Annotated in this window: 19 protein-coding genes and 1 tRNA gene; 13 read left to right on the top strand and 7 right to left on the bottom strand. The window is 37.9% G+C overall.

From position 1 onward, the window contains the following. Positions 1-9: 9 nt before the first annotated feature. Positions 10-171 carry a hypothetical protein gene (locus LB450_RS11730; RefSeq protein ID WP_224488968.1) on the top strand — a complete coding sequence of 54 codons (162 nt, stop codon included), beginning with the start codon at positions 10-12 and terminating at the stop codon, positions 169-171. Between the two features lie 40 nt (positions 172-211). Here LB450_RS11730 and LB450_RS13725 read toward each other — a convergent pair whose 3' ends face one another. The 4 genes from LB450_RS13725 to LB450_RS11715 all read right to left on the bottom strand — a co-directional run bounded on the left by LB450_RS13725 (position 212) and on the right by LB450_RS11715 (position 2,734). Further along, on the bottom strand, positions 212-346 hold the full coding sequence (locus LB450_RS13725; RefSeq protein WP_262902919.1) for a hypothetical protein: 135 nt from the start codon (positions 344-346) through the stop codon (positions 212-214). Beyond that, positions 343-537, bottom strand: coding sequence for a hypothetical protein (locus LB450_RS11725; protein ID WP_224488966.1), 195 nt, complete (start codon positions 535-537; stop codon positions 343-345). Before LB450_RS11725 ends, LB450_RS13725 begins: the two co-directional genes overlap by 4 nt. Continuing rightward, the gene (locus LB450_RS11720; RefSeq protein WP_224488964.1) at positions 524-745 is read right to left on the bottom strand and encodes a hypothetical protein; all 222 of its coding nucleotides are present in this window, start codon (positions 743-745) and stop codon (positions 524-526) included. Before LB450_RS11720 ends, LB450_RS11725 begins: the two co-directional genes overlap by 14 nt. A 117-nt stretch (positions 746-862) precedes the next feature. After that, the gene (locus LB450_RS11715; protein WP_224488962.1) at positions 863-2,734 is read right to left on the bottom strand and encodes an ABC-F family ATP-binding cassette domain-containing protein; all 1,872 of its coding nucleotides are present in this window, start codon (positions 2,732-2,734) and stop codon (positions 863-865) included. Positions 2,735-2,893: 159 nt separating this feature from the next. Between LB450_RS11715 and LB450_RS11710 the strand changes: the two genes are divergently transcribed. The 3 genes from LB450_RS11710 (at position 2,894) to LB450_RS11700 (ending at position 6,713) form a co-directional block, all read left to right on the top strand. Next, positions 2,894-3,886 (top strand): aspartate-semialdehyde dehydrogenase, encoded by a 993-nt coding sequence (locus LB450_RS11710; RefSeq protein ID WP_224488961.1) that lies wholly within the window; start codon positions 2,894-2,896, stop codon positions 3,884-3,886. Positions 3,887-4,267: 381 nt separating this feature from the next. Continuing rightward, positions 4,268-6,397, top strand: a complete 2,130-nt coding sequence (locus LB450_RS11705) for a prolyl oligopeptidase family serine peptidase (RefSeq protein WP_224488950.1) — start codon at positions 4,268-4,270, stop codon at positions 6,395-6,397. Positions 6,398-6,521: 124 nt separating this feature from the next. Further along, positions 6,522-6,713 carry a hypothetical protein gene (locus LB450_RS11700; RefSeq protein ID WP_224488949.1) on the top strand — a complete coding sequence of 64 codons (192 nt, stop codon included), beginning with the start codon at positions 6,522-6,524 and terminating at the stop codon, positions 6,711-6,713. 421 nt (positions 6,714-7,134) lie between these two features. On the opposite strand, the gene LB450_RS11695 is transcribed toward LB450_RS11700, so the two are convergent. Further along, positions 7,135-7,207 (bottom strand) — tRNA-Phe (locus LB450_RS11695). Positions 7,208-7,302: 95 nt separating this feature from the next. Between LB450_RS11695 and LB450_RS11690 the strand changes: the two genes are divergently transcribed. The 7 genes from LB450_RS11690 to LB450_RS11660 all read left to right on the top strand — a co-directional run bounded on the left by LB450_RS11690 (position 7,303) and on the right by LB450_RS11660 (position 14,926). Beyond that, a complete protein-coding gene (locus LB450_RS11690) occupies positions 7,303-8,034 on the top strand; it encodes a type III pantothenate kinase (protein WP_224488947.1) in 732 nt (243 codons plus the stop codon). Beyond that, entirely contained in the window at positions 8,034-9,284 is a 1,251-nt protein-coding gene (locus LB450_RS11685) for a lipid outer membrane transport protein FadL-like protein (protein ID WP_224488945.1), read from the top strand. The genes LB450_RS11690 and LB450_RS11685 overlap by 1 nt, the downstream gene beginning before the upstream one ends. 12 nt (positions 9,285-9,296) lie before the next feature. Then, positions 9,297-10,667 carry a tetratricopeptide repeat protein gene (locus tag LB450_RS11680; RefSeq protein WP_224488944.1) on the top strand — a complete coding sequence of 457 codons (1,371 nt, stop codon included), beginning with the start codon at positions 9,297-9,299 and terminating at the stop codon, positions 10,665-10,667. Position 10,668: 1 nt separating this feature from the next. After that, entirely contained in the window at positions 10,669-11,226 is a 558-nt protein-coding gene (gene lptC, locus LB450_RS11675) for an LPS export ABC transporter periplasmic protein LptC (RefSeq protein WP_224488942.1), read from the top strand. Further along, positions 11,226-11,417 (top strand): hypothetical protein, encoded by a 192-nt coding sequence (locus LB450_RS11670; protein WP_224488940.1) that lies wholly within the window; start codon positions 11,226-11,228, stop codon positions 11,415-11,417. The genes lptC and LB450_RS11670 overlap by 1 nt, the downstream gene beginning before the upstream one ends. Further along, the gene (locus tag LB450_RS11665; RefSeq protein ID WP_224488938.1) at positions 11,417-12,706 is read left to right on the top strand and encodes a hemolysin family protein; all 1,290 of its coding nucleotides are present in this window, start codon (positions 11,417-11,419) and stop codon (positions 12,704-12,706) included. Before LB450_RS11670 ends, LB450_RS11665 begins: the two co-directional genes overlap by 1 nt. 126 nt (positions 12,707-12,832) lie before the next feature. After that, on the top strand, positions 12,833-14,926 hold the full coding sequence (locus LB450_RS11660; RefSeq protein WP_224488936.1) for a peptidylprolyl isomerase: 2,094 nt from the start codon (positions 12,833-12,835) through the stop codon (positions 14,924-14,926). Positions 14,927-14,985: 59 nt separating this feature from the next. Here the strand turns inward: LB450_RS11660 and LB450_RS11655 are convergent, their stop codons facing one another. Both LB450_RS11655 and LB450_RS11650 read right to left on the bottom strand, forming a co-directional pair. Then, entirely contained in the window at positions 14,986-15,897 is a 912-nt protein-coding gene (locus tag LB450_RS11655; RefSeq protein ID WP_224488934.1) for a GYDIA family GHMP kinase, read from the bottom strand. Further along, positions 15,897-17,207 (bottom strand): hydroxymethylglutaryl-CoA reductase, degradative, encoded by a 1,311-nt coding sequence (locus tag LB450_RS11650; protein WP_224488932.1) that lies wholly within the window; start codon positions 17,205-17,207, stop codon positions 15,897-15,899. The genes LB450_RS11655 and LB450_RS11650 overlap by 1 nt, the downstream gene beginning before the upstream one ends. 204 nt (positions 17,208-17,411) lie before the next feature. Here LB450_RS11650 and LB450_RS11645 point away from each other — a divergent pair, with 204 nt between their 5' ends. Both LB450_RS11645 and LB450_RS11640 read left to right on the top strand, forming a co-directional pair. After that, positions 17,412-19,601, top strand: a complete 2,190-nt coding sequence (locus tag LB450_RS11645; protein WP_224488931.1) for a S9 family peptidase — start codon at positions 17,412-17,414, stop codon at positions 19,599-19,601. Between the two features lie 202 nt (positions 19,602-19,803). Continuing rightward, complete coding sequence (locus tag LB450_RS11640; protein WP_224488929.1) at positions 19,804-20,277, top strand: DUF6036 family nucleotidyltransferase; 474 nt, start codon at positions 19,804-19,806, stop codon at positions 20,275-20,277. The last annotated feature ends 5 nt before the right edge of the window (positions 20,278-20,282 follow it).

Below are 20,282 nucleotides of genomic sequence, written 5' to 3'. Positions count from 1 at the left end.
TATCTAAATATGTTTCTACAAACACTTTTCGTCAATTGGTCAAACGGGGCTTTTATCATGACCGCTATTTTTGGACTCGTCATTGTAAGTCTGGTGGGTTTTGTGATTTATTATATCTCAAAAGCCAGCAAGAAAGAACGAAAAGAAAAGCAGGAAGAGGAAAACGCCTAAGCTTCCAACTTTCAAATAATAGAGGGTTTTTAGTTTTGGATTACTTATAAAAATCAAGTAATTCATTTAGATCTTTAGGATCGCTTTTGTTATTCCAGAATAACAATAAATTAATTTGCTGATCCTGTTCTAATTTTTCAAAAAATAAAGTGGTTTGTTTTATACTACGATTCATCTTAGATTTTTCTCGGAGCTACTTCCTTCGATAATTCCAGATTGAAGTTTTTCCACAATATCATCCACCATCTCCATGAACTTGAGGAATTCTTTAGTATTCCATTTTAAATTGATGAATTCCAGCTCTCTGCTGAAAGATTCCTCTGCTAATAGCGTCCAGTTAACTCGGTACGACTTATTCGGAGACATCGAATTTCTTTCTATACTTTTCTCTTATTGTTTGATGAGATGTAAGTTTGCCTTGGTCAGCTTCTTTTCTGCTTAATTCAAGTAAATCTTGTACTTCTTTTGGCAATTCATCAAAAAAGTCATCTTCCGAATTTTTAGAGTAGGTTTCATAAAGTGAATCCACCATGAGCAAAAACTTATCATCGACTTCAGAAATCGACATCTTCATTTCTCCCTTAGTTCTAAAATTCCAATAACAATTATCGTCTACTCAAATATAACAAACATCCTTTTCAATACATAGAAATGATTTTTCCGGATAAATCATTAAACATCGTGAAAACCCTTAAGCCTCCAATTTCATAGACAACTCAAACCATTGCTCTGTTTTATCTTCCAGTTCGGTCTGGATGTTTTGAAGCGCCATGGTCTTTTCTTTAATCTCTTCCGGACTTAAGTCTTTAAGGAATTCGGCTTCGAGCTTTTCCTTTTTCTTTTCCAGGGTACTGATTTCCTTTTCCAGCTTTTTATAGGTCTTTTGCTCGTTGAAGCTGAGTTTGTTTTTTGGCTCTGTATTCGGTTTGGATTTGGTCGGGGTTTCAGAAGAGGTTTGACTGCTTTCTTCGTATTTAGCTTCCAGCTCCAAGGCTTTTAAATCTCTGTAATCGGAATAGTTTCCTGGAAAATCTGTGATCTTGCCTTCGCCAAACACAAACAGGTGATCTACGATTTTATCCATAAAATACCTGTCGTGACTCACCACAATAAGACAGCCGGGGAAGTCTAAAAGGAAATTTTCAAGCACATTCAGAGTTACAATATCGAGATCGTTGGTAGGCTCATCGAGAATTAAAAAGTTGGGATTCTGGATCAACACCGTACATAGATATAAGCGTTTTTTCTCACCACCACTTAGCTTTTCAACAAAATCATATTGCTTTTTACGATCGAATAAGAATTTCTCCAGTAATTGTGACGCTGAAATTTGTCTTCCTTTGGATAAGGGAATGTAATCACCATAATCACGAATCACTTCGATGACTTTTTGGCCTTCTTTGGCTTGAATACCCCCTTGAGTGTAATAACCAATTTTTAGCGTTTCACCATGAACCACCTTTCCCTGGTCTGTTGTTAAGCCCCCAGTCAAAACATTTAGGAAGGTGGATTTACCAGTTCCATTTTTCCCAATAATACCGATGCGTTCGTTTTTCTTAAATATGTAATCGAAATCCTGAAAGAGGTAATTGTCTTCAAAACCTTTGGAGACGTGATGCATTTCTAAAACCTTGGAGCCCAGACGCTCCATATTAATTTCAAGCTCAACTTTATGGTCACTTCGACGTTTCCCTGCTCTGTCTTTGATCTCTCCAAAGCTTTCAATTCTGGATTTGGACTTGGTGGTTCTCGCCTTCGGCTGACGTCGCATCCAGTCCAGTTCTTTCTTGTAGAGTTGTTTTGCCTTAGCCGTTGTGGTTTGTTCTACCTCAATACGTTCAGCTCGTTTTTCAACGTAGTAGCTGTAGTTCCCTTTGTAATTGTATAAAGTTTTGTCTTCCAGTTCTATGATATGGTTACACACCCTATCCAGGAAGTACCGGTCGTGAGTGACCATAAACAAGGTCAGGTTTTCACTTTTTAAGAATTCTTCCAGCCATTCAATCATTTCAAGATCCAGGTGGTTGGTAGGCTCATCGAGAATCAGTAAATCTGGTTTTCCCAGCAAAAGATTGGCGAGTGCCAAACGTTTCTTTTGTCCGCCAGATAAGTCACTCACCTTTTTGGATAAGTCGTCTAATTTCAGTTTGGAAAGAATTTGTCGGTAGGTAGTTTCAAAATCCCAGGCTTGCTTCGCTTCCATCTGGTCAAACGCCTTTTGGTAAGCTTCGGCGTCATCGGGATTTTGCAATGCTTTTTCGTAAGCATTAATAATGCTCAGGATTTCATTATCAGAAGAGAGGATAGTTTCTTCAACACTAAAGGTAGGCTCTAAGTCAGGCTCCTGAGGTAAAAAGCCAATTTTTACGCCTTTTCTGTACACCACCTGGCCATTGTCCGGGGCTTCTTTTCCCGATATAATGTCAAGTAAGGTGGTTTTCCCCGTCCCGTTTTTGGCAATAAGGGCTATTTTTTGACCTTGGCTTATGCCAAATGATAAATTCTCAAAGAGCTCGAGCGTGCCGTAAGATTTAGAAACTTCTTCAACCGATAAATAATTCAATGCTATATTTTTTGCAAAAGTACTCAAGTTCGCTTGAAATAGCTAATCCTTAGCTTTATATTGGATATCAATTCGACATAATTATATCAAAATCAGGCAACCACTTCATTTCAAAAGTTTAATTTTGCCGTTTCATTAAATCTTTAAAAGCAAATTCAAATGAAAGTAGCTGTTGTAGGCGCTACCGGAATGGTAGGCCAAGTGATGCTCCAGATTCTTGCGGAGCGTAATTTTCCTTTAACTGAGTTAATTCCTGTGGCTTCAGAGAAGTCGGTAGGCAAGTCAATTAGTTATAAGGACAAGTCTTATAAGGTTGTAAGCTTAGCAGACGCAGTGAAACGAAAACCAGAAATTGCTTTGTTCTCTGCTGGTGGCGATACCTCTTTGGAGTGGGCGCCAAAATTTGCAGAAGCAGGCACAACTGTGATCGATAATTCATCGGCATGGCGTATGGATCCCAATAAGAAATTGGTGGTTCCAGAAATAAATGCTTCAGAAATCACAGAAGAAGATTTAATTATCGCTAACCCTAACTGTTCTACAATTCAGTTGGTTATGGCTTTACAGCCACTGCATAAAGCCTACGAAATTGACAGGGTTGTCATTTCGACTTACCAGTCTATTACAGGTACAGGAGTAAAAGCTGTTGAGCAACTGGAGAACGAATATGCAGGGAAAACAGGCGAAATGGCGTATCCGTATCCGATTCATAAAAATGCAATCCCGCATTGTGATGTGTTTTTGGAAAACGACTATACCAAGGAAGAGATGAAACTGACCAATGAAACCAAAAAGATCTTATCGGATGATAGCGTAAAAGTGGCAGCCACGGCAGTCAGAATTCCAGTTGTTGGAGGCCATTCGGAATCGGTTAATATCGAATTCAAAAAGGCATTCGAAGTATTAGATGTCAAGAAGCTTTTAAGTGAGACAGAGGGCATCACGCTTCAAGATAATCCTGGAGTCAATACCTACCCAATGCCAATTTACGCGCATGGCAAAAACGATGTCTTTATAGGGAGAATCCGAAGAGATTTCACCAGAGACAATGCACTTAATATGTGGATTGTTTCAGATAATTTAAGAAAAGGTGCGGCAACCAACGCCGTACAAATCGCTGAATTTCTTTTAACGACTCGTTTTAAAGCTTAAGCTTTCGAAATTATTCAATATTAAACCGCCTTTTGGAACTTCTGAAAGGCGGTTTTTTTAATTCCGTGCCTAATCTGAATTTCATCAAAACTTAATTATTGCTGATGCGAGATTTTCGCTCGTGTACTGGCGAGTCATTGTCCTCCTGAACCTAGAGTATCGGGGTGGAGAATCTCTTTCCAGTAGACCACTAACCAGTTGATCAGTTCACCAGTTGAAAAACCTCCTAATCTGCCTGAGGCGGAGAAATTTATCCGTTAATTTATGCTTTCGTTTTTGTCTTGGTCTTTGTTTTTTAAATTTAGTTCACCAGTAAATATAAAACAAAGCCTTATGGCAGATGGCTATGATTCGCTATATTTACGGCCAAAACCAAAACCAATGAAACACATACTCATGCCTATTGCAGCTGTTTGCCTCCTGGCTTCCTGTAATGATGGTAAAAAAAATCAAGCAACATTGACATACCCAGAAACTAAACAAGTCGACAGTGTAGATTCTTATTTCGACACGAATGTGAAGGACCCTTACCGCTGGCTCGAAAATGACCGAAGCGATGAAACAGAGGAATGGGTGAAAGCTCAAAATGATTTAACCTTTGGTTATCTTGAGAGCATTCCTTACCGCGATTCCTTAAAACAGAGATTGACTGAGGTTTGGAATTATGAAAAAATTGGAGCGCCTTTCAAAAGAGGCGACTACACTTATTTTTCTAAAAACGACGGATTACAAAACCAATCGGTTTATTACCGGTATAAGAATGATGAAAGTCCTGAAGAGGCGCAGGTGTTTTTGAACCCTAATACATTTAGTGAAGACGGAACCACTTCTATGGCAGGAATGAGTTTTACAGAAGATGGTGAATTGCTGGCTTATTCTATTTCTGAAGGTGGAAGCGACTGGAGAAAAATCATTGTCCTGGATGCAGAAACCAAAGAACAAAAAGGGGATACCATTGTAGATGTGAAGTTTAGTGGCATCTCATGGAAGGATAAAGACGGGTTCTATTACTCCAGCTACGACAAGCCTGAAGGAAGCGAATTATCTGCAAAAACAGATCAGCACAAGCTTTACTATCACGAATTAGGAACTCCACAAAGCGAGGACGAATTGATTTATGGTGGAACAGAAGAACAAAAACACAGGTATGTGTCTGGAAGTGTGACTGAAGACAATCGCTATTTGATTGTTTCGGCATCCAAATCAACTTCGGGAAATCGATTGATGATAAAAGATTTGACCAAGTCAAATTCTGATTTTGTAAGCGTTATCGACACTTATGACAGTGACGTTTATGTAATTGATAATAAGGGAAATAAGCTGTTCCTGGTGACAGATAAAGGAGCTCCCAACAAAAAAATAGTAACTGTAGAGGCGAGTTCGCCTCAGCCAGAAAATTGGGTAGATTTTATTCCTGAAACTAAAAATGTATTGTCACCTTCCACAGGAGCCGGATACATTTTTGCAGAATATATGGTAGATGCCGTTTCTAAAGTGAAGCAATATAATTATGATGGCGAGCTCGTGAGGGAAGTAGAGCTCCCTGGAGCTGGTTCTGTTGGTGGTTTTGGCGGAAAAGAGGAGGCTGAAGAGCTTTACTATTCGTTTACGAACTATACAACCCCCGGCACCATTTATAAATATGACCCAGACAACGGGACTTCTGAAGTCTATCAAAAGCCCAATATCAATTTTGATACAGACGCTTATGTGAGCAATCAAATATTTTACACGTCGAAGGACGGCACTAAAATTCCTATGATTATCACGCATAAAAAAGGAATTGAACTGGACGGGTCGCATCCGACTATGCTTTACGGATATGGCGGTTTCAATATTTCGTTGACACCTTCATTTAGTACAGCCAATACCGTATGGTTGGAAAACGGTGGTATTTATGCTGTTGCCAACCTGCGTGGTGGCGGAGAATATGGAAAAGAGTGGCATAATGCAGGTATCAAGATGAAGAAGCAAAATGTGTTTGATGACTTTATCGCAGCTGCCGAATATCTGATAGATGAAAACTACACGTCGTCAGAAAAATTAGCGATTCGCGGAGGATCTAACGGTGGACTTTTGGTAGGCGCGACGATGACTCAACGACCAGAGTTGATGCAGGTGGCTTTACCAGCAGTTGGTGTTTTGGATATGTTGCGTTACCATACTTTTACTTCTGGTGCAGGCTGGGCTTATGATTATGGAACTTCGGAAGATAGTCCAGAAATGTTCGACTATTTGAGAGGTTATTCACCTTTACATAACATAAAAGAAGGAACAGAATATCCTGCAACCCTGGTCACCACTGGAGACCATGATGACAGGGTGGTTCCTGCACACAGTTTCAAATTTGCTGCTGAATTACAAAGCAAGCAGTCTGGAGATAACCCAACCTTAATACGTATCGAAACGGATGCTGGACATGGCGCAGGAAAGCCTACGTCTAAAATCATTCAGGAATACGCAGATATATTTGCCTTCACGTTTTACAATATGGGTTACGAGGAGTTATAAGCTAAGAATCAAAATTCAAAATCATAAAAAGGGATAAGCATATGTTGCTTATCCTTTTTTATTCTAAAAAATTCATTTATTGACTATATTAAGCCTATCTTAAATAAATAAATATTAAAAAACCATGAAATTACTTGGAACTATTTTATTGATAGCCGGAATACTGGGAACTATTGTCTTTGGCATTCGGGCCTTAGAGGACTCTGAAAGCTTCAACCTTTTGGGCGTAGATGTCGCTGTAAGTTCTGCCAACTGGACTCCGGTGGTCATAAGTGTCGTGGTACTAATTGTGGGTCTTTTGCTCAGGCGTAAGTAGGCATAGTAGCTAAAGGAATGTGTGTTTTAAAGGTATATTTAGAATACAGGGTTCTAAGAAACCATGTGATAGATTTAGTATTATGTGTGCTCTTTTTTTTAAGGTTATCATCTACTTAAAGTTGAGTTTTAAAAGGTGGTGCCTCCAGTCCCCAACGCCTTGGGGAGAACCAGCGAGACATATTTTCACGCATAAAAAAACCCCAACTAGTAAGAGTTGAGGTTTAAAAGGTGGTGCCTCCAGTCCCCAACGCCTTGGGGAGAACCAGCGAGACACATTTTCACGCATAAAAAAACCCCAACTAGTAAAAGTTGAGGTTTAAAAGGTGGTGCCTCCAGTCCCCAACGCCTTGGGGAGAACCAGGGAGACATATTTTCACGCATAAAAAAACCCCAACTAGTAAAAGTTGAGGTTTAAAAGGTGGTGCCTCCAGGAATCGAACCAGGGACACAAGGATTTTCAGTCCTTTGCTCTACCAACTGAGCTAAGGCACCAGTTTTATTGCGGATGCAAATATAAAACCATTATTTAATTAAACAAAAGAAAAGATGAATTATTCTTATACTTATCTTTGAGCTTTAATTTAGATATGAACTTAGTCGTTGACGTCGGGAATACCCAAATCAAATTTGCCGTTTTTAAAGGAGATGAGCTCATAGAAAAGAGTGCAACTCATTTAGAAAATGCAGTTGAATCTCTTCTGAAGATTTTAGAGTCTTATCCTAAATTATCCAAGGCTATTATTTCTTCTACAAGTGAAGTCACAGCTAACTTTGAAAACCTGCTTACAGAACATGTAGATCTTTTAGAATTTACGCATCACAGCAAAGTGAATTTCATCAATGATTACAAAACGCCAGAAACTTTAGGACTAGATAGAATGGCGCTGGTGGCAGCGGCAGCTTACCTCTATCCTTCGCAAAACGTATTGGTTATAGATGCAGGCACCTGCATTACCTATGACTTCATAAACGAAACGTCGGTTTATTTGGGAGGAGCGATATCTCCAGGCTTACAAATGAGATATAAAGCCATGCATACGTTTACCAAAAAGTTACCCTTAGTCAAAGAAACCTTTCAGCCCCCTATATATATAGGTAAATCTACCAAAGAAGCGATGCAAATTGGAGTTTGTAAGTCAATCTCTTATGAAATTGACGGGTATATTGAAGATTATCTAGCTGATTATGAAGATTTAACAGTTGTTTTAACAGGGGGAGATTATAAATTGTTGTCAGCATCTATAAAAAATAGCATATTTGCGACTTCTAATTTTTTATTGAAAGGATTAAATAAAATTCTACAACTCAACTCAAATTAATGTTCACAAGATTTATTCTTTTTTTCTCGATACTACTTATAGCAGTCTCTTCTAGCTCAGCTCAGGAAGGCTCCTCATCACCTTATTCATTTTTAGGCATAGGAGCCAAAGGTTTTAGAGGAACTGTTGAAAACAGGTCCATGGGTGGTTTAGGCATGTTTTCAGATAGTATTCACCTCAACCTTAAAAATCCTGCCGCTTATGCAGACTTGGAATTAACTGCATTTACCGCTGGAGCAACTTCCAACTCTGTAGAGCTACAAACCAATTCCAGTTCTGATGATATTGATTACTTTACGTTTGATTATTTAGCGATTGGATTGCCCTTTAATAACTTTGGCGTAGGTTTTGGCGTGAAACCAAGAAGCGCAGTGGGTTATGAACTGGAAGAAAGAACAGCTACGCGCATTTCGAGATTTGAAGGGCGTGGAGGTTTTAACACCGTTTATTTTTCAGCTGGTTTTGAGCCCTTCGAAAACTTTAGGCTTGGCGCTACTGCCAATTATAACTTTGGGGACTTAGAAAACAAAGCCGTCATTTTCAGAGATCAGGTACAGTATGCGTCAAGAGAAATCAATTTTACAGATATAAGCGGATTTTCTTTTGAAACTGGAGTATTTTACGATTTAAAGCTTTCTGAGAAATTGACCTTAAAGACTTCTGGAAGGTATGAAACAGGGTCATCATTGAATGTAAACAGAAGAAGAGAGCTGGCAACTATTCAACTTGGGCAGAATGAGACTGAGGTTGTTGTTAATCAAATTGAAATAGAACCCGCAGAAACTGAAATCGAACTGCCGGAATTGTATGCCTTTGGTTTAGGTCTTGGCCAGGAAAGGAAATGGTTTGTAGGTTTAGAATATGAAAACTACACTGCTGGAGATTTTTCTAACCTAGGCTTCAATTTTGGAACGGAGGTAATTCAGAAAAAAGCCAATGTGTTAAGATTAGGTGGCTTTTATATTCCACGTTACAATGATCCTGTAAGTTACTTTAAACGAATAGTTTACAGGGCTGGAATAAGGTATGAAGAGAGTGGTTTGGAATATAAAGGTGAGGATATAAATGAGTTTGGCATATCATTTGGTTTAGGTTTACCTGCCGGTCGGGTTTTTACCAATGCCAACTTAGGAGTTGAATATTTTGAAAGAGGCACAACCTCAAATAATTTGATACAAGAAAATTTCATTAGTGTATTTTTGAGTTTCTCTTTCAACGACAAATGGTTCATTAAATCTAAATATAATTAAATACTTAAAATTATGAAGTTCAAAATTGCTTTTACACTTTTAGGATTAGTGTTTGCTTTTAACGTAGCAAGTGCTCAGGATTGCAGAGTGACACTTAGTTTGTTTAACGAAAGTGCCAAAGTAAAAAACTTTAGCGATGCTTATCCTAAGTATAAGGATTTGCTGAAAAACTGTTCAGATTACCACATCCTTATTTACAAGCGTGGAGAAAAAATGCTTGAAGGAATGATAGATGTAGCTGAAACTGAAGAAAGAAAACAAGAGTTGATACAAGAATTTATCAACAACCAAATGATGCGTCTGGAAAATTTTCCAAACGACACCAAGGAAGGAGCTATGTTAGCTGATGTTGCTATGATCAAGTACAAACATGAAATAGGCACTCTGGAAGAAAGGCTTAAAGCCTTTGAAGATGTTGCGGAGGCAGACAAAGATAACTTTTCTTCACCTGTAGCTATCTATGCTTACTTTAGAACGGCTAACGATCTTAATGATACAGGAGAGAGAGACATTCAGTTTTTGTTCGATAAGTACGATGAAGTAATTGAGCTCATAGAAATTCAGGAAAACGACAAAGCTGCAGAGGCTCAGCCTTTAATTGAAAAAAAACAGTCTCAGCAAGAATTGACCTCAAGAGAATCCAGAATACTTAAAAATTCTGAAATCTACCTAAGAAACTATACAAAAATCAAAGGCAGTGTAAATTCTTTATTAGGATCTAAAGCAGATTGTGATAATTTGATTCCTTTATACAATAAAGAGTTTGATGAGAAAAAATCTGACGTGAGCTGGTTAAGAAATGCCAATGCCAGATTGTCTGCAAAAGACTGTACTGAAGATCCACTATTCTTTAAAGTTTCTGAAGCTTTACACAAAAAAGAACCATCTGCAAACTCAGCCTATTCTTTAGGTCAGTTGGCAGAAGCTGAAGGAAACAGAGCTAAAGCTTTGGAGTATTTTAATGAAGCTGCAGAACTTGAAACTAGCAAAAGCAAAAAGTCTAGAATATATTACAGAATAGCCAATAATTATAAAGACAGAGGAAACTATTCTCAGGCTAGAAGTTATTATAGAAGAGCACTAGATAGTAAACCTTCTTTAGGTATAGCTTATCTGAAGATTGCAGACATGTATGCTAAGAGTGCAAACGACTGTGGTAAAACAGTTTTTGAAAAAAGAGCAGTTTACTGGTTGGCAGCAGATTATGCAACTAGAGCAGGTATTGTGGATCCATCTATTAGCTCTAATGCAGATGCAACTGCAGAAAGCTACAAAGCAAGAGCTCCACAAAAATCTGACATCTTTCAAGAAGAAGCTGCAGGTAGAAAAATCTCATTTTCAAATTGCTGGATAAGGGAAAGTGTAGTGGTTCCAAACATCTAGAATGACTATTCAAAAATCATTTTTATACAAAAGCATTGCTGTAAGTTTTTTTACAGCGATGCTTTTTGCTTGTGAGGGCAATCTAAAGAATGTCAAGGAAATGGAGAAAGATTTCCTTGAGCCACAATCCAAAGTTTACAATCTCAATCTCTTTTATACAGATAGCGGGTCGGTAAAAGCTAACTTAAGAAGCCCGGAGATGCTCGATTTTTCCAATAGAGAATTTCCTTTTAGAGAATTTCCACAGGGTGTAGAACTTGATTTTTTTGAAAAAGACTCCAGCAAGAATACCATTACTTCAGACTATGCTATCCAATATTTAGAAACAGGATTGATAGACCTGAGAAAAAATGTAAAAATTGTTACTTCAGATAGTGTGATTTTGACGGGTCCTCAACTCTACTGGGACCAAAAGCAGGAATGGTTATTTACAGACAATACGTATAATTTACAATTATCCAATGGTGCTAGAAACGAGGGTGAAGGCTTTGATTCTGACCAGAAATTTAGTACTTTCAATTCGAGAACAAATACAGGAATCCAATACATACAAGACTGATGAAATATTTTAAATACTTTGAGTTTGCTTATATCGCTTTTGCAATTTTCTTTATCATAGAAGCTATTCGGATATGGGCAGAAAGCGAAAGCAGAGCTTACCTATACCTGTTCTTTTCTGTATTAGCCATGTTTATGTTTTTCTTCAAAAGGCGCTTCAGAAAAAAAATGGAAAATAAAAATAAAAAATAATGAGTACAGAAGTTCTTATTATCATTTCATGTCTTTTATTTTCAGCTTTTTTTTCTGGGATGGAGATTGCCTTTGTCTCTGCCAATAAAGTTCACATAGAGCTTCAGAAAAATCAAACTGATATAATCGCCAGTGTTTTAAAAACATTGACCAAAAAGCCCTCTAAATTTATAGCAACGATGTTAGTTGGTAATAACATCGCCTTGGTGGTTTATGGGTTTTTCATGGGAGATTTAATCATGAATTGGTTTATAAGTATGCAGCCAGTTCAAAATGAATTTTTAAGCTACTTTATTACCGATGCGAGCTTGTTCACTCAAACTTTGATATCGACTTTAGTCATTCTATTTACCGCTGAATTTCTTCCAAAGGTGTTTTTTCAAATTTATGCCAATGTGCTTCTAAAAGTATTTAGTATACCAGCTTTTATATTCTATTATTTATTCAGTTTTATTTCTGGTTTCGTCATTTGGATTTCTGATTTCATTTTGAAAAAAGTTTTTAAAATGGAGGGAGACAAAGTTCAGTTAAATTTCAGCAAGGTCGAACTTGGGGACTACATCAGTGAACAGATGGAAACTGTAGGGTCTAAGGAAGATATAGATTCTGAAATCCAAATTTTCAGAAATGCTTTACAATTTTCTGAAGTAAAAGCACGTGAGGTCATGATTCCTCGCAATGAAATTGTAGCGATAGATATTTCGGAGGACACTAAAAATCTTACAGAAATATTCACGAGAACGGGGCTCTCTAAACTATTGGTTTATAAAGAAAGCAACGACGATATTGTGGGTTACATTCATTCTTTTGAGATGTTTCGCCAGCCTCAAGATATCCAAAGCATTTTGATGCCTGTTGTTTTTGTCCCCGAAACTATGCTTGTAAAGGAAATCCTAAATGTACTTATTAAAAAAAGAAAAAGCATAGCTGTGGTAGTTGATGAATACGGTGGGACCAGTGGTATGATGACTGTTGAAGATATTGTAGAAGAGCTATTTGGAGAGATTGAAGACGAGCATGATTCTGTCATTTTAGTGGAAGAAATCATCAGAGAAAATGCGTATAAATTCTCTGCCAGATTAGATGTGGATTACATCAACGAAAAGTACGACATCAATCTTCCGGAAAATGAAAATTATGAAACCCTGGGCGGAATGATCGTCAATACAACAGAGGAAATCCCCGAAGTAGGAGAGGATGTGATTATAGGCCAATTCAAGATAAAAATCCTGGAAGCCTCCAACAAGAAAATTGATTTGGTGTCTATTAAAGTCAATACTGGTGATTAAAAATTTAAACCTATTCTTCACACGTTCACTTCTGCATACAACGAATTAAATATTTTAAACAACAAGGTTTTATATATGGGCTAATTATCTTACTTTCGCCCCCAATATTTCTTAAAATACCCTAAAATGGCAATACTTAGTAAAATTAGAGAACGCACAGTTTTCCTCATAGTCATCATAGCCTTAGCTTTATTTGCTTTTGTGCTTACAGACTTATTCAAAAACGGCGGTTTTTCTGGAGATAAAGCAACCAGCGCTGTGGGTGTGATTGGTGATGAAGAAATAACGAGAGAAGGCTTTGCTGCAGAAGTTGAAAGCATTGTTCAGCAAAGCCAAGGAAGGATAAGCACTCTTCAGGCCGCAAAACAAGCCTGGGATAATAACTTGAGAAGAACCTTGCTTAAGCAAGAATTCGAAAAATTAGGACTTGAAGTTGGAGCAGATCAAATCACAGAGGTTATGTCTCAGCAGTTGGCTGGCGACCCTAGATTTTCCAACCAAGCAGGGGTTTTTGATGAAGCAAAATTAAAGCAATTTATTGCAGAGTTAAAACTGACTTCTCCTGAGCAATACCAGCAATGGTTGAATTTTGAGAAATCCATGGCAGTCAATGCAAAGTCCCAACTTTATTTCAATATGATAAAAGCCGGGGTAAAAGCTACACTGCTTGAAGGACAACAGATTTACCATCAAGAAAATGATAACCTTACTTTTGAATTTGTAAAAGTTCCTTTTGATAAGGCCGAAGAAGTTGAAGTGACAAAGTCTGATATTAAATCTTACATCAGCAATCACAAAGAGCGGTTTCAGCAAGATGCCAAAAGGGATATCGAATACGTATCTTTCGAAGAAGAGCCTTCAGAAGAAGACAATACTTTAATCTTAGCTGAGGTTGAAAAACTAGTTACTGAAGGTGATCAAAATTTCAAGACAACAGACGACGTTCAGCAGTTTTTAGCATTAAACTCAGAAACACCTTATAACGATACGTTTGTATTCGAATATAATTTGAGTGGTGAATTTGCTCAGGATATTTTAGACTTAGACATCAATGAAGTTTATGGTCCTTACTTTGAAAATGAAAGCTACAAATTGACTAAACTTCTTGAGCGCTCTCAAAAGCCAGATTCAGTACAAACAAGTCATATTCTTGTAACTTACGACGGTACTCGTGTAGATGGTTCTGTGACAAGATCCAAAGAAGAGGCCAAAAGCCTTGCAGATAGTATCACATCTGTCGTGAAAAGGAACTCTTCAAAATTTTCAGAGTTGGCAGCTGAATTTTCTTCAGATCGTCAAAGCGCTGCTGATGGAGGAAATTTAAACTGGATTACTTACGGAGCTTTGGTTCCAGAATTCAACGATTATGTTTTTGAAGAAGCTAGAGTAAACAGTTATGGAGTTGTAGAAACTGACTTTGGATACCACGTTATTTATGTTGAAGACAGAACATCTCCAAAAGATGTTGTAAAGTTGGCTACAGTGACCAAAAGAGTTGAAGCATCAGATAAAACTTTAAATGAGCTTTACCGTTCAGCGACTAAATTTGAACTTGGCGCTAAAAAAGGTGATTTCCGTGAGGAAGCAGTGGCTATCGAGAAAACTGTAAAACCAGTAAACGGTATTAATAAGCTTGATGAAACCATTCCAGGTGTGGGTAGACAAAGATCTATTGTGAAATGGGCCTTTGAAGGGGAAACCAAGGTCGGTGACGTAAAGAGTTTTGACACAGGTAATGGCTATATCGTTGCCAGAGTGACCAAGAAAACAAAGAAAGGTTTAAAGTCACCAGAAGAAGCTTCTGCTGTTGTCACTCCTATCCTCAGAAAGCGCAAGCAAGCAGAGAAAATCATGTCTCAGATCGAAGACAATAACCTTGTTGCAGTAGCAGCTGCTTTTGGACAAACTGTACAAAAAGCTACATCTATAAATATGAGCAACCCGATTATTCCTGGTGGTGGTAGAGAGCCGAAAATTGTTGGTGCTGCTTTTGCCATGGAAGTAGGCGAAGTGTCACAACCACTAAAAGGTGATTCAGGGGTTTATTTGATAAACCTATTAGAAAAGAATAAAGCAGAACAGCTGCCTTCTTACCGTTCTATAGCCAAGGAAGAGACCGAGAAAAGAACACGGACTTTGCTTAACCCAAGGAACAGCCCAATCATTGAGGCTTTAAAGAACAGCAAAGAGATTGAAAAAAACATTCACTTAGTCTACTAAGAAGCAGAATTAAGAGAAATAATAAAACGCCCTGTTACACCATGTGACAGGGCGTTTTATTATAAAGACATGTCTTCGAATTTAAGGATGGTTTTATAAGCTTTATTATTGAAGTAGGAGGTTGGGTCTGCTTCACAGATTGCCATTACAAAATCTCCACCCCAAGCTCCAAGGCTTTTTATACTGCCTTCGAAATCCGGGAATAATCTGGATTGAACAGGTTCAATTTGAAGAATTTCTGAAAGACACTCTTCATGATTTGCTATCAATTTGTGAGCTTTCTCCAGTGTGTTTACTTCCTGAAATTCATCTGTGATGCTATTTATTTTTGAAACAAATTCTCCTAGGCTGTTTGGCTTTGCCTTCCTGTAGTTGGCTATAGCCTCCCTGCTATTTTGTTTCTGCTCCAAATGGACAAAGTATATAAAAGGCTTAATAAAGTTTGGAATTTCTGCGGTTTCCACTCTAGGAGTTCCATTTTCTATAGCATAGACCAAAGCTGAATCTGAATCTGCACAGGCGATATCATATCCGCTTCCGCCAAAGGTTTTGGCTAATAATTTATAGGGATTTACGTCAGCCCATTTTGCCAGGTTAGCGATAAGCGTAGAAGAGGTGCCAAGCCCCCAGTTTTTTGGAAATTCGATTTGAGTCTTAAACTCATAATTCTGAGTAAATACATCAGGATTAAGTCGACTGGTTTCTCTCAAAATTTGAAAAAGCCGATGTTCAACATCATTTTTACCTTGAAGTTTCTGGGTAATGACGTCTAAAAGATCAAACTCAAGGTGTAACCAGATTTGATTTTGAAAATCATAGCTCACCCATGTTGAAAAGTCTCTTTTTGAGGGCTTTACTTCCAGATGCTGTCCAAACTTACAGGGTATAGCCAGTGCCTTGGCAGTATCCAAAACCAGATATTCGCCAGTGATTAAAAGTTTGCCGTGACTATAAAAATGTTGACTATCCACTACGATCTCATTTTTTCAAGTAAATGAATCACTTCTGAATGAGTGACGGTATTCGTTTTGAAATATTCGATAGCTTTTGTTCTTTCGGTTTCGTTAGCCTCAAATTGATTGAGAATATTCATCAGGTGCATTTTCATATGGCCTTTTTGAATACCTGTGGTGACCAATGAATTCACAGCCGCAAAATTCTGAGCGATTCCTGCCACTGCAGCAATCCTCATAAGCTCTTCGGCTGAGGGGTGGTTGAGCATTGCCATAGAAAGTTTCACAAGCGGATGTAAGCTTGTAAGTCCGCCAATGGTCCCTAAAGCTAAAGGAACTTCAATCCAAAACCTGAATATTCCATTTTCGACCCTTACATGGGTCAGGCTGCTGTAGTGTCCTTTTCTGGCAGCATAGGCATGCACCCCAGCTTCCACTGCTCTAAAATCGTTGCCAGTAGCCAAAACAACGGCATCTATGCCGTTCATGATCCCTTTGTTGTGAGTTACAGCTCGGTATGGCTCTATTTCTGCGATTTTTATAGCGCGAGAAAACTTCTTCACAAACTGTTCGGCTTCTGCTTTTGTTTCTCCTAACTCTGCAACCGGACAGGAGACTTCAGCTCTGACCAGGCATTCTGGAACATAGTTGGATAAAATACACATAATCACTTCAGGAAAAGTTCCTTCAGCAGCCAAAGCTTTATCAGCTCTAGCTTCGGCCTCAAGAGTTTGACCAAATTGCTCCAGACAGGAATTGATGAAATTGGCGCCCATTGCATCCACAGTTTCAAAGGTACAGTAGAGCTGATAATAATTCTCTAAGTCGCCTGTTTTATCGATGAGCTGAATATCCTTGATGCCGCCACCTCGCTTTTCCATGTTTCTGGTGATGGAAGTGGTAGCCGCAAAAAATTGAGTTTTGATGTTTTTAAAAAATTCTTCGAGCTGTTTTGAATCTCCATAATAATTGAAATGTACATGTCCAACTTTGGTAGTTCCAAGTATTTTGGTGTTGAAACCGCCTTTATCCAGCCAGAATTTAGCAGCCTTACTAGCCGCAGCAATCACAGAGCTTTCTTCGATGGCCATAGGAATGGCGTAAAGCTTATCGTCTATATTGAAATTGGGAGCTATACCAAGAGGCAGGTAATAATTAGAAATCGTATTTTCAGTAAATTCATCATGAAGCTTTTGTAGGGCTTCATCAGTATTCCAATACTGCTTGATGATGGTTTTGGCCTTCGGATAATCGCTTAAATAATGAGTGGTAAGCCAATCTATTTTTTGAAGTTTGGACAGCTTAGAAAAACCAGATATTTGTGACATTAGAATTCTTTAAGTAATGAATTACAAAGATACACTTCATAAGTTATCAAGCACTTGAACAGGAGATCACTATTTTATTCTGATGCTTTTTATAGATTTTATTGATCAGACCTTCTTGAAATCTCATTTCATTTGAGTTTTTAGTAAGAAAAGTAAACGATTTTTGATGTTTTTTTAGTAAAATTGACCTCCAAAGTAAAATCTATGAGAACCCAAAAAATCATATTAAGTTTATTCGTCATTTTTTTGACTAACTCATTTATATCAATCCATGCTCAGACAGAGGACATTTCCTTAGAAGACATTTGGAGTGGTGAGTTTAGTCAGGAGCGAATGCAAAACCTGCAATCATTAAAAGATGGCAAGTCTTACATCGTTCAGGATTATGACAGAGCAAGTCAAACTATGAAGGTTGACGTCTTTAGTTATAAAACCGGAGAAAAAACAGCAACTCTTTTTAGTAGTAATTCAATTCCAGGTTTATCTATTTTTCAAACCTTTTCCCTGAGTAAGGATGAGACTAAAGTTATTTTAGGGACTGAAGTAGAGCCCATTTTCAGACATTCAACAAAGGGCATCTATTATGTATATGATTTAGAGTCTAAGAAATTGACCCAACTTGACGATGCTAAAATTCAATCTCCAACGTTCTCACCTGATGGAACTAAAGTTGGTTACGTAAAAGACAACAACATTTTTTATAAAAATCTCGAAACGAATTCAACAGTGAAAGTCACCACAGATGGTGAGAAAAACAAAATCATCAATGGCGTTACAGATTGGGTGTATGAAGAAGAATTTGCTTTTGTGCGTGCTTTTGAGTGGAACCGGGGCGGAACCAAAATAGCCTACTTGAAATTTGATGAGACTAAAGTTCCTGAATTTTCTATGGATTTATATGGAAGATACGGCCAAGACCTGTACCCCTCTCAGGAGGTATTTAAATATCCTAAAGCCGGTGAAGACAACGCAAAAGTAAGTCTTCATCTTTTTGATTTAGAGTCCAAAAGCAATTCTGGAATAGGTCTGGATGCTTATGAATACCTGCCCAGATTGAAATGGACTCAGGATGAAAATCTGTTTAGCATTCAAAGCTTTAACAGACATCAAAATGAAATAAAACTATATCTCATAAATGCTGAAACTAAAGAGGCAAGATTGGTTCTAACTGAAACGGATAACGCTTATGTAGACGTTACAGACGACTTAACTTTTTTAAAGGATAACAGTTTTATCTGGACCAGTGAAAAAGATGGCTGGAAGCATATTTATCATTATGCAGAAGATGGAAGCTTGATCAACCAGGTGACTGATGGAGCCTGGGAGGTGACCAATTATTATGGTTTTGATGACAAGTCTGGACGAATTTATTTCCAAAGCACAGAAAATGGGAGTGTGAATCGCGATGTCTATTCCATAGTAGCCAACGGAAAAAATAAAGTAAGACTTACCCGGAAAACAGGAACCAACAGAGCAGATTTCAGTGCGGACTATACGTATTTTGTCAACACATTTACCAATACAACTACACCTGCTGTTTACACGCTGCACAAAGCGAAAAACGGAAAGCTGGTAAGAGAAATCAAAGATAATTCAGCTTTGCTAACTAAGCTGGATGGGTATAATTTGTCGCCAAAGGAGCTTTCAACACTAGAAGTCAACGGCAACGAATTGAATACCTGGATGATAAAACCACCAAATTTTGATCCTGAAAAAACCTACCCTTTGTTGATGTTTCAATATTCTGGCCCTGGCTCACAGTCGGTATCCAATACGTTTTTTGGAACCAATGACTATTGGTATCAGATGCTCGCACAGCAGGGGTATATCGTAGCCTGTGTAGATGGAAGAGGAACAGGATTTAAGGGAAGGGATTTCAAAAAAGTGACTCAAAAGGAACTTGGAAAATACGAACTCGAAGATCAAATTTCTTCAGCCAAATTATTTGGAGCAAGAGACTATATAGATGGCGATAGAATAGGGATTTGGGGATGGAGTTACGGAGGCTTTATGTCCACCAATGCGATTTTTCAGGCGAACGACGTTTTTAAAGCAGCTATTGCCGTAGCACCAGTGACCAGCTGGAGGTTTTATGACACGGTCTACACAGAGCGTTATATGACAACTCCTCAGGAAAACCCTTCAGGCTATGATGATAATTCACCGATTACCCACGTAGATGAATTCGATAAGGGGAATTATCTATTAGTTCACGGGAGTGGTGATGACAATGTGCATGTTCAAAACACCATGCAGCTTATCGAAGCGTTGGTGCAGGCCAACAAACAGTTTGACTGGAGAATTTATCCAGACAAAAATCACGGCATTTACGGAGGAAATACACGCCTTCATCTGTATACGTTGATGACAAATTTTATTAAAGAAAACCTATAATGGAAATCAGGTTTCAAACAAAAAAAGAAAGTAAACAACAACAACAGCAAGTTTTTTTAAACCTATCTGGCGAAGAACGTTTTATGAAGTTTTTGGACTTATCTAGAACCATAAACCGCTTACCCGTGAAAACCAGAAGCTCCTTTGAACACCGGTATAAAGGCAATTTTTTGTTGACTGAAAAAGACAAGAAAAAATAAGCATGAAATGGAATGAAAACATTGATAACTTCATTAAGCTGGCCAATAAATTTGAGGTGAGAATGATAATGATAGGTGGTGGCGCTGTAAATTTTCATGGGTATCAAAGACATTCTGCAGATGTTGATTTTTGGATAGATGTCACTGAAGACAATATGTATAAGTTGAAAAATGTTTTTAATGAGATGGGCTATGAAATTGAACAGTTCCCCAAAGAAGTCATAGATAAAACGCAAAATATTTCAGTTAAATTTTCTCCATATGATTTGGATTTAGAATTAATCACGAGATTTTCTATAGGTAAAAGTTTTGATGAGGCTTATTCGGAAAGCATAGTTACAAAGACCAAGGGAGAAAGTCTATTGAAATGGAATGTTATAAGTTATGAAGATTTAATTACAAGTAAAATAAAATCAGGTCGACCTAAAGACCTTTTAGATATTCAGCAACTAGAATCTACAAGAAAAAACGAATAAATACA

Origin of the sequence: Psychroflexus curvus (assembly GCF_020164585.1) — a bacterium.
In the GTDB taxonomy this organism is placed as follows: Bacteria; Bacteroidota; Bacteroidia; order Flavobacteriales; family Flavobacteriaceae; genus Psychroflexus; species Psychroflexus curvus.
The sequence above is the reverse complement of the archived record's forward strand: the minus strand, read 5'-3'. Positions and strand labels throughout refer to the sequence as shown.

Bases quoted from the DNA above. Each gene is read 5' to 3' on its own strand.
- LB450_RS11730 (WP_224488968.1), top strand. From the start codon at position 10: ATGTTTCTACAAACACTTTTCGTCAATTGGTCAAACGGGGCTTTTATC.
- LB450_RS13725 (WP_262902919.1), bottom strand. From the start codon at position 346: ATGAATCGTAGTATAAAACAAACCACTTTATTTTTTGAAAAATTAGAA.
- LB450_RS11725 (WP_224488966.1), bottom strand. From the start codon at position 537: ATGTCTCCGAATAAGTCGTACCGAGTTAACTGGACGCTATTAGCAGAG.
- LB450_RS11720 (WP_224488964.1), bottom strand. From the start codon at position 745: ATGAAGATGTCGATTTCTGAAGTCGATGATAAGTTTTTGCTCATGGTG.
- LB450_RS11710 (WP_224488961.1), top strand. From the start codon at position 2,894: ATGAAAGTAGCTGTTGTAGGCGCTACCGGAATGGTAGGCCAAGTGATG.
- LB450_RS11705 (WP_224488950.1), top strand. From the start codon at position 4,268: ATGAAACACATACTCATGCCTATTGCAGCTGTTTGCCTCCTGGCTTCC.
- LB450_RS11700 (WP_224488949.1), top strand. From the start codon at position 6,522: ATGAAATTACTTGGAACTATTTTATTGATAGCCGGAATACTGGGAACT.
- LB450_RS11690 (WP_224488947.1), top strand. From the start codon at position 7,303: ATGAACTTAGTCGTTGACGTCGGGAATACCCAAATCAAATTTGCCGTT.
- LB450_RS11685 (WP_224488945.1), top strand. From the start codon at position 8,034: ATGTTCACAAGATTTATTCTTTTTTTCTCGATACTACTTATAGCAGTC.
- LB450_RS11680 (WP_224488944.1), top strand. From the start codon at position 9,297: ATGAAGTTCAAAATTGCTTTTACACTTTTAGGATTAGTGTTTGCTTTT.
- lptC (WP_224488942.1), top strand. From the start codon at position 10,669: ATGACTATTCAAAAATCATTTTTATACAAAAGCATTGCTGTAAGTTTT.
- LB450_RS11670 (WP_224488940.1), top strand. From the start codon at position 11,226: ATGAAATATTTTAAATACTTTGAGTTTGCTTATATCGCTTTTGCAATT.
- LB450_RS11665 (WP_224488938.1), top strand. From the start codon at position 11,417: ATGAGTACAGAAGTTCTTATTATCATTTCATGTCTTTTATTTTCAGCT.
- LB450_RS11660 (WP_224488936.1), top strand. From the start codon at position 12,833: ATGGCAATACTTAGTAAAATTAGAGAACGCACAGTTTTCCTCATAGTC.
- LB450_RS11650 (WP_224488932.1), bottom strand. From the start codon at position 17,207: ATGTCACAAATATCTGGTTTTTCTAAGCTGTCCAAACTTCAAAAAATA.
- LB450_RS11645 (WP_224488931.1), top strand. From the start codon at position 17,412: ATGAGAACCCAAAAAATCATATTAAGTTTATTCGTCATTTTTTTGACT.
- LB450_RS11640 (WP_224488929.1), top strand. From the start codon at position 19,804: ATGAAATGGAATGAAAACATTGATAACTTCATTAAGCTGGCCAATAAA.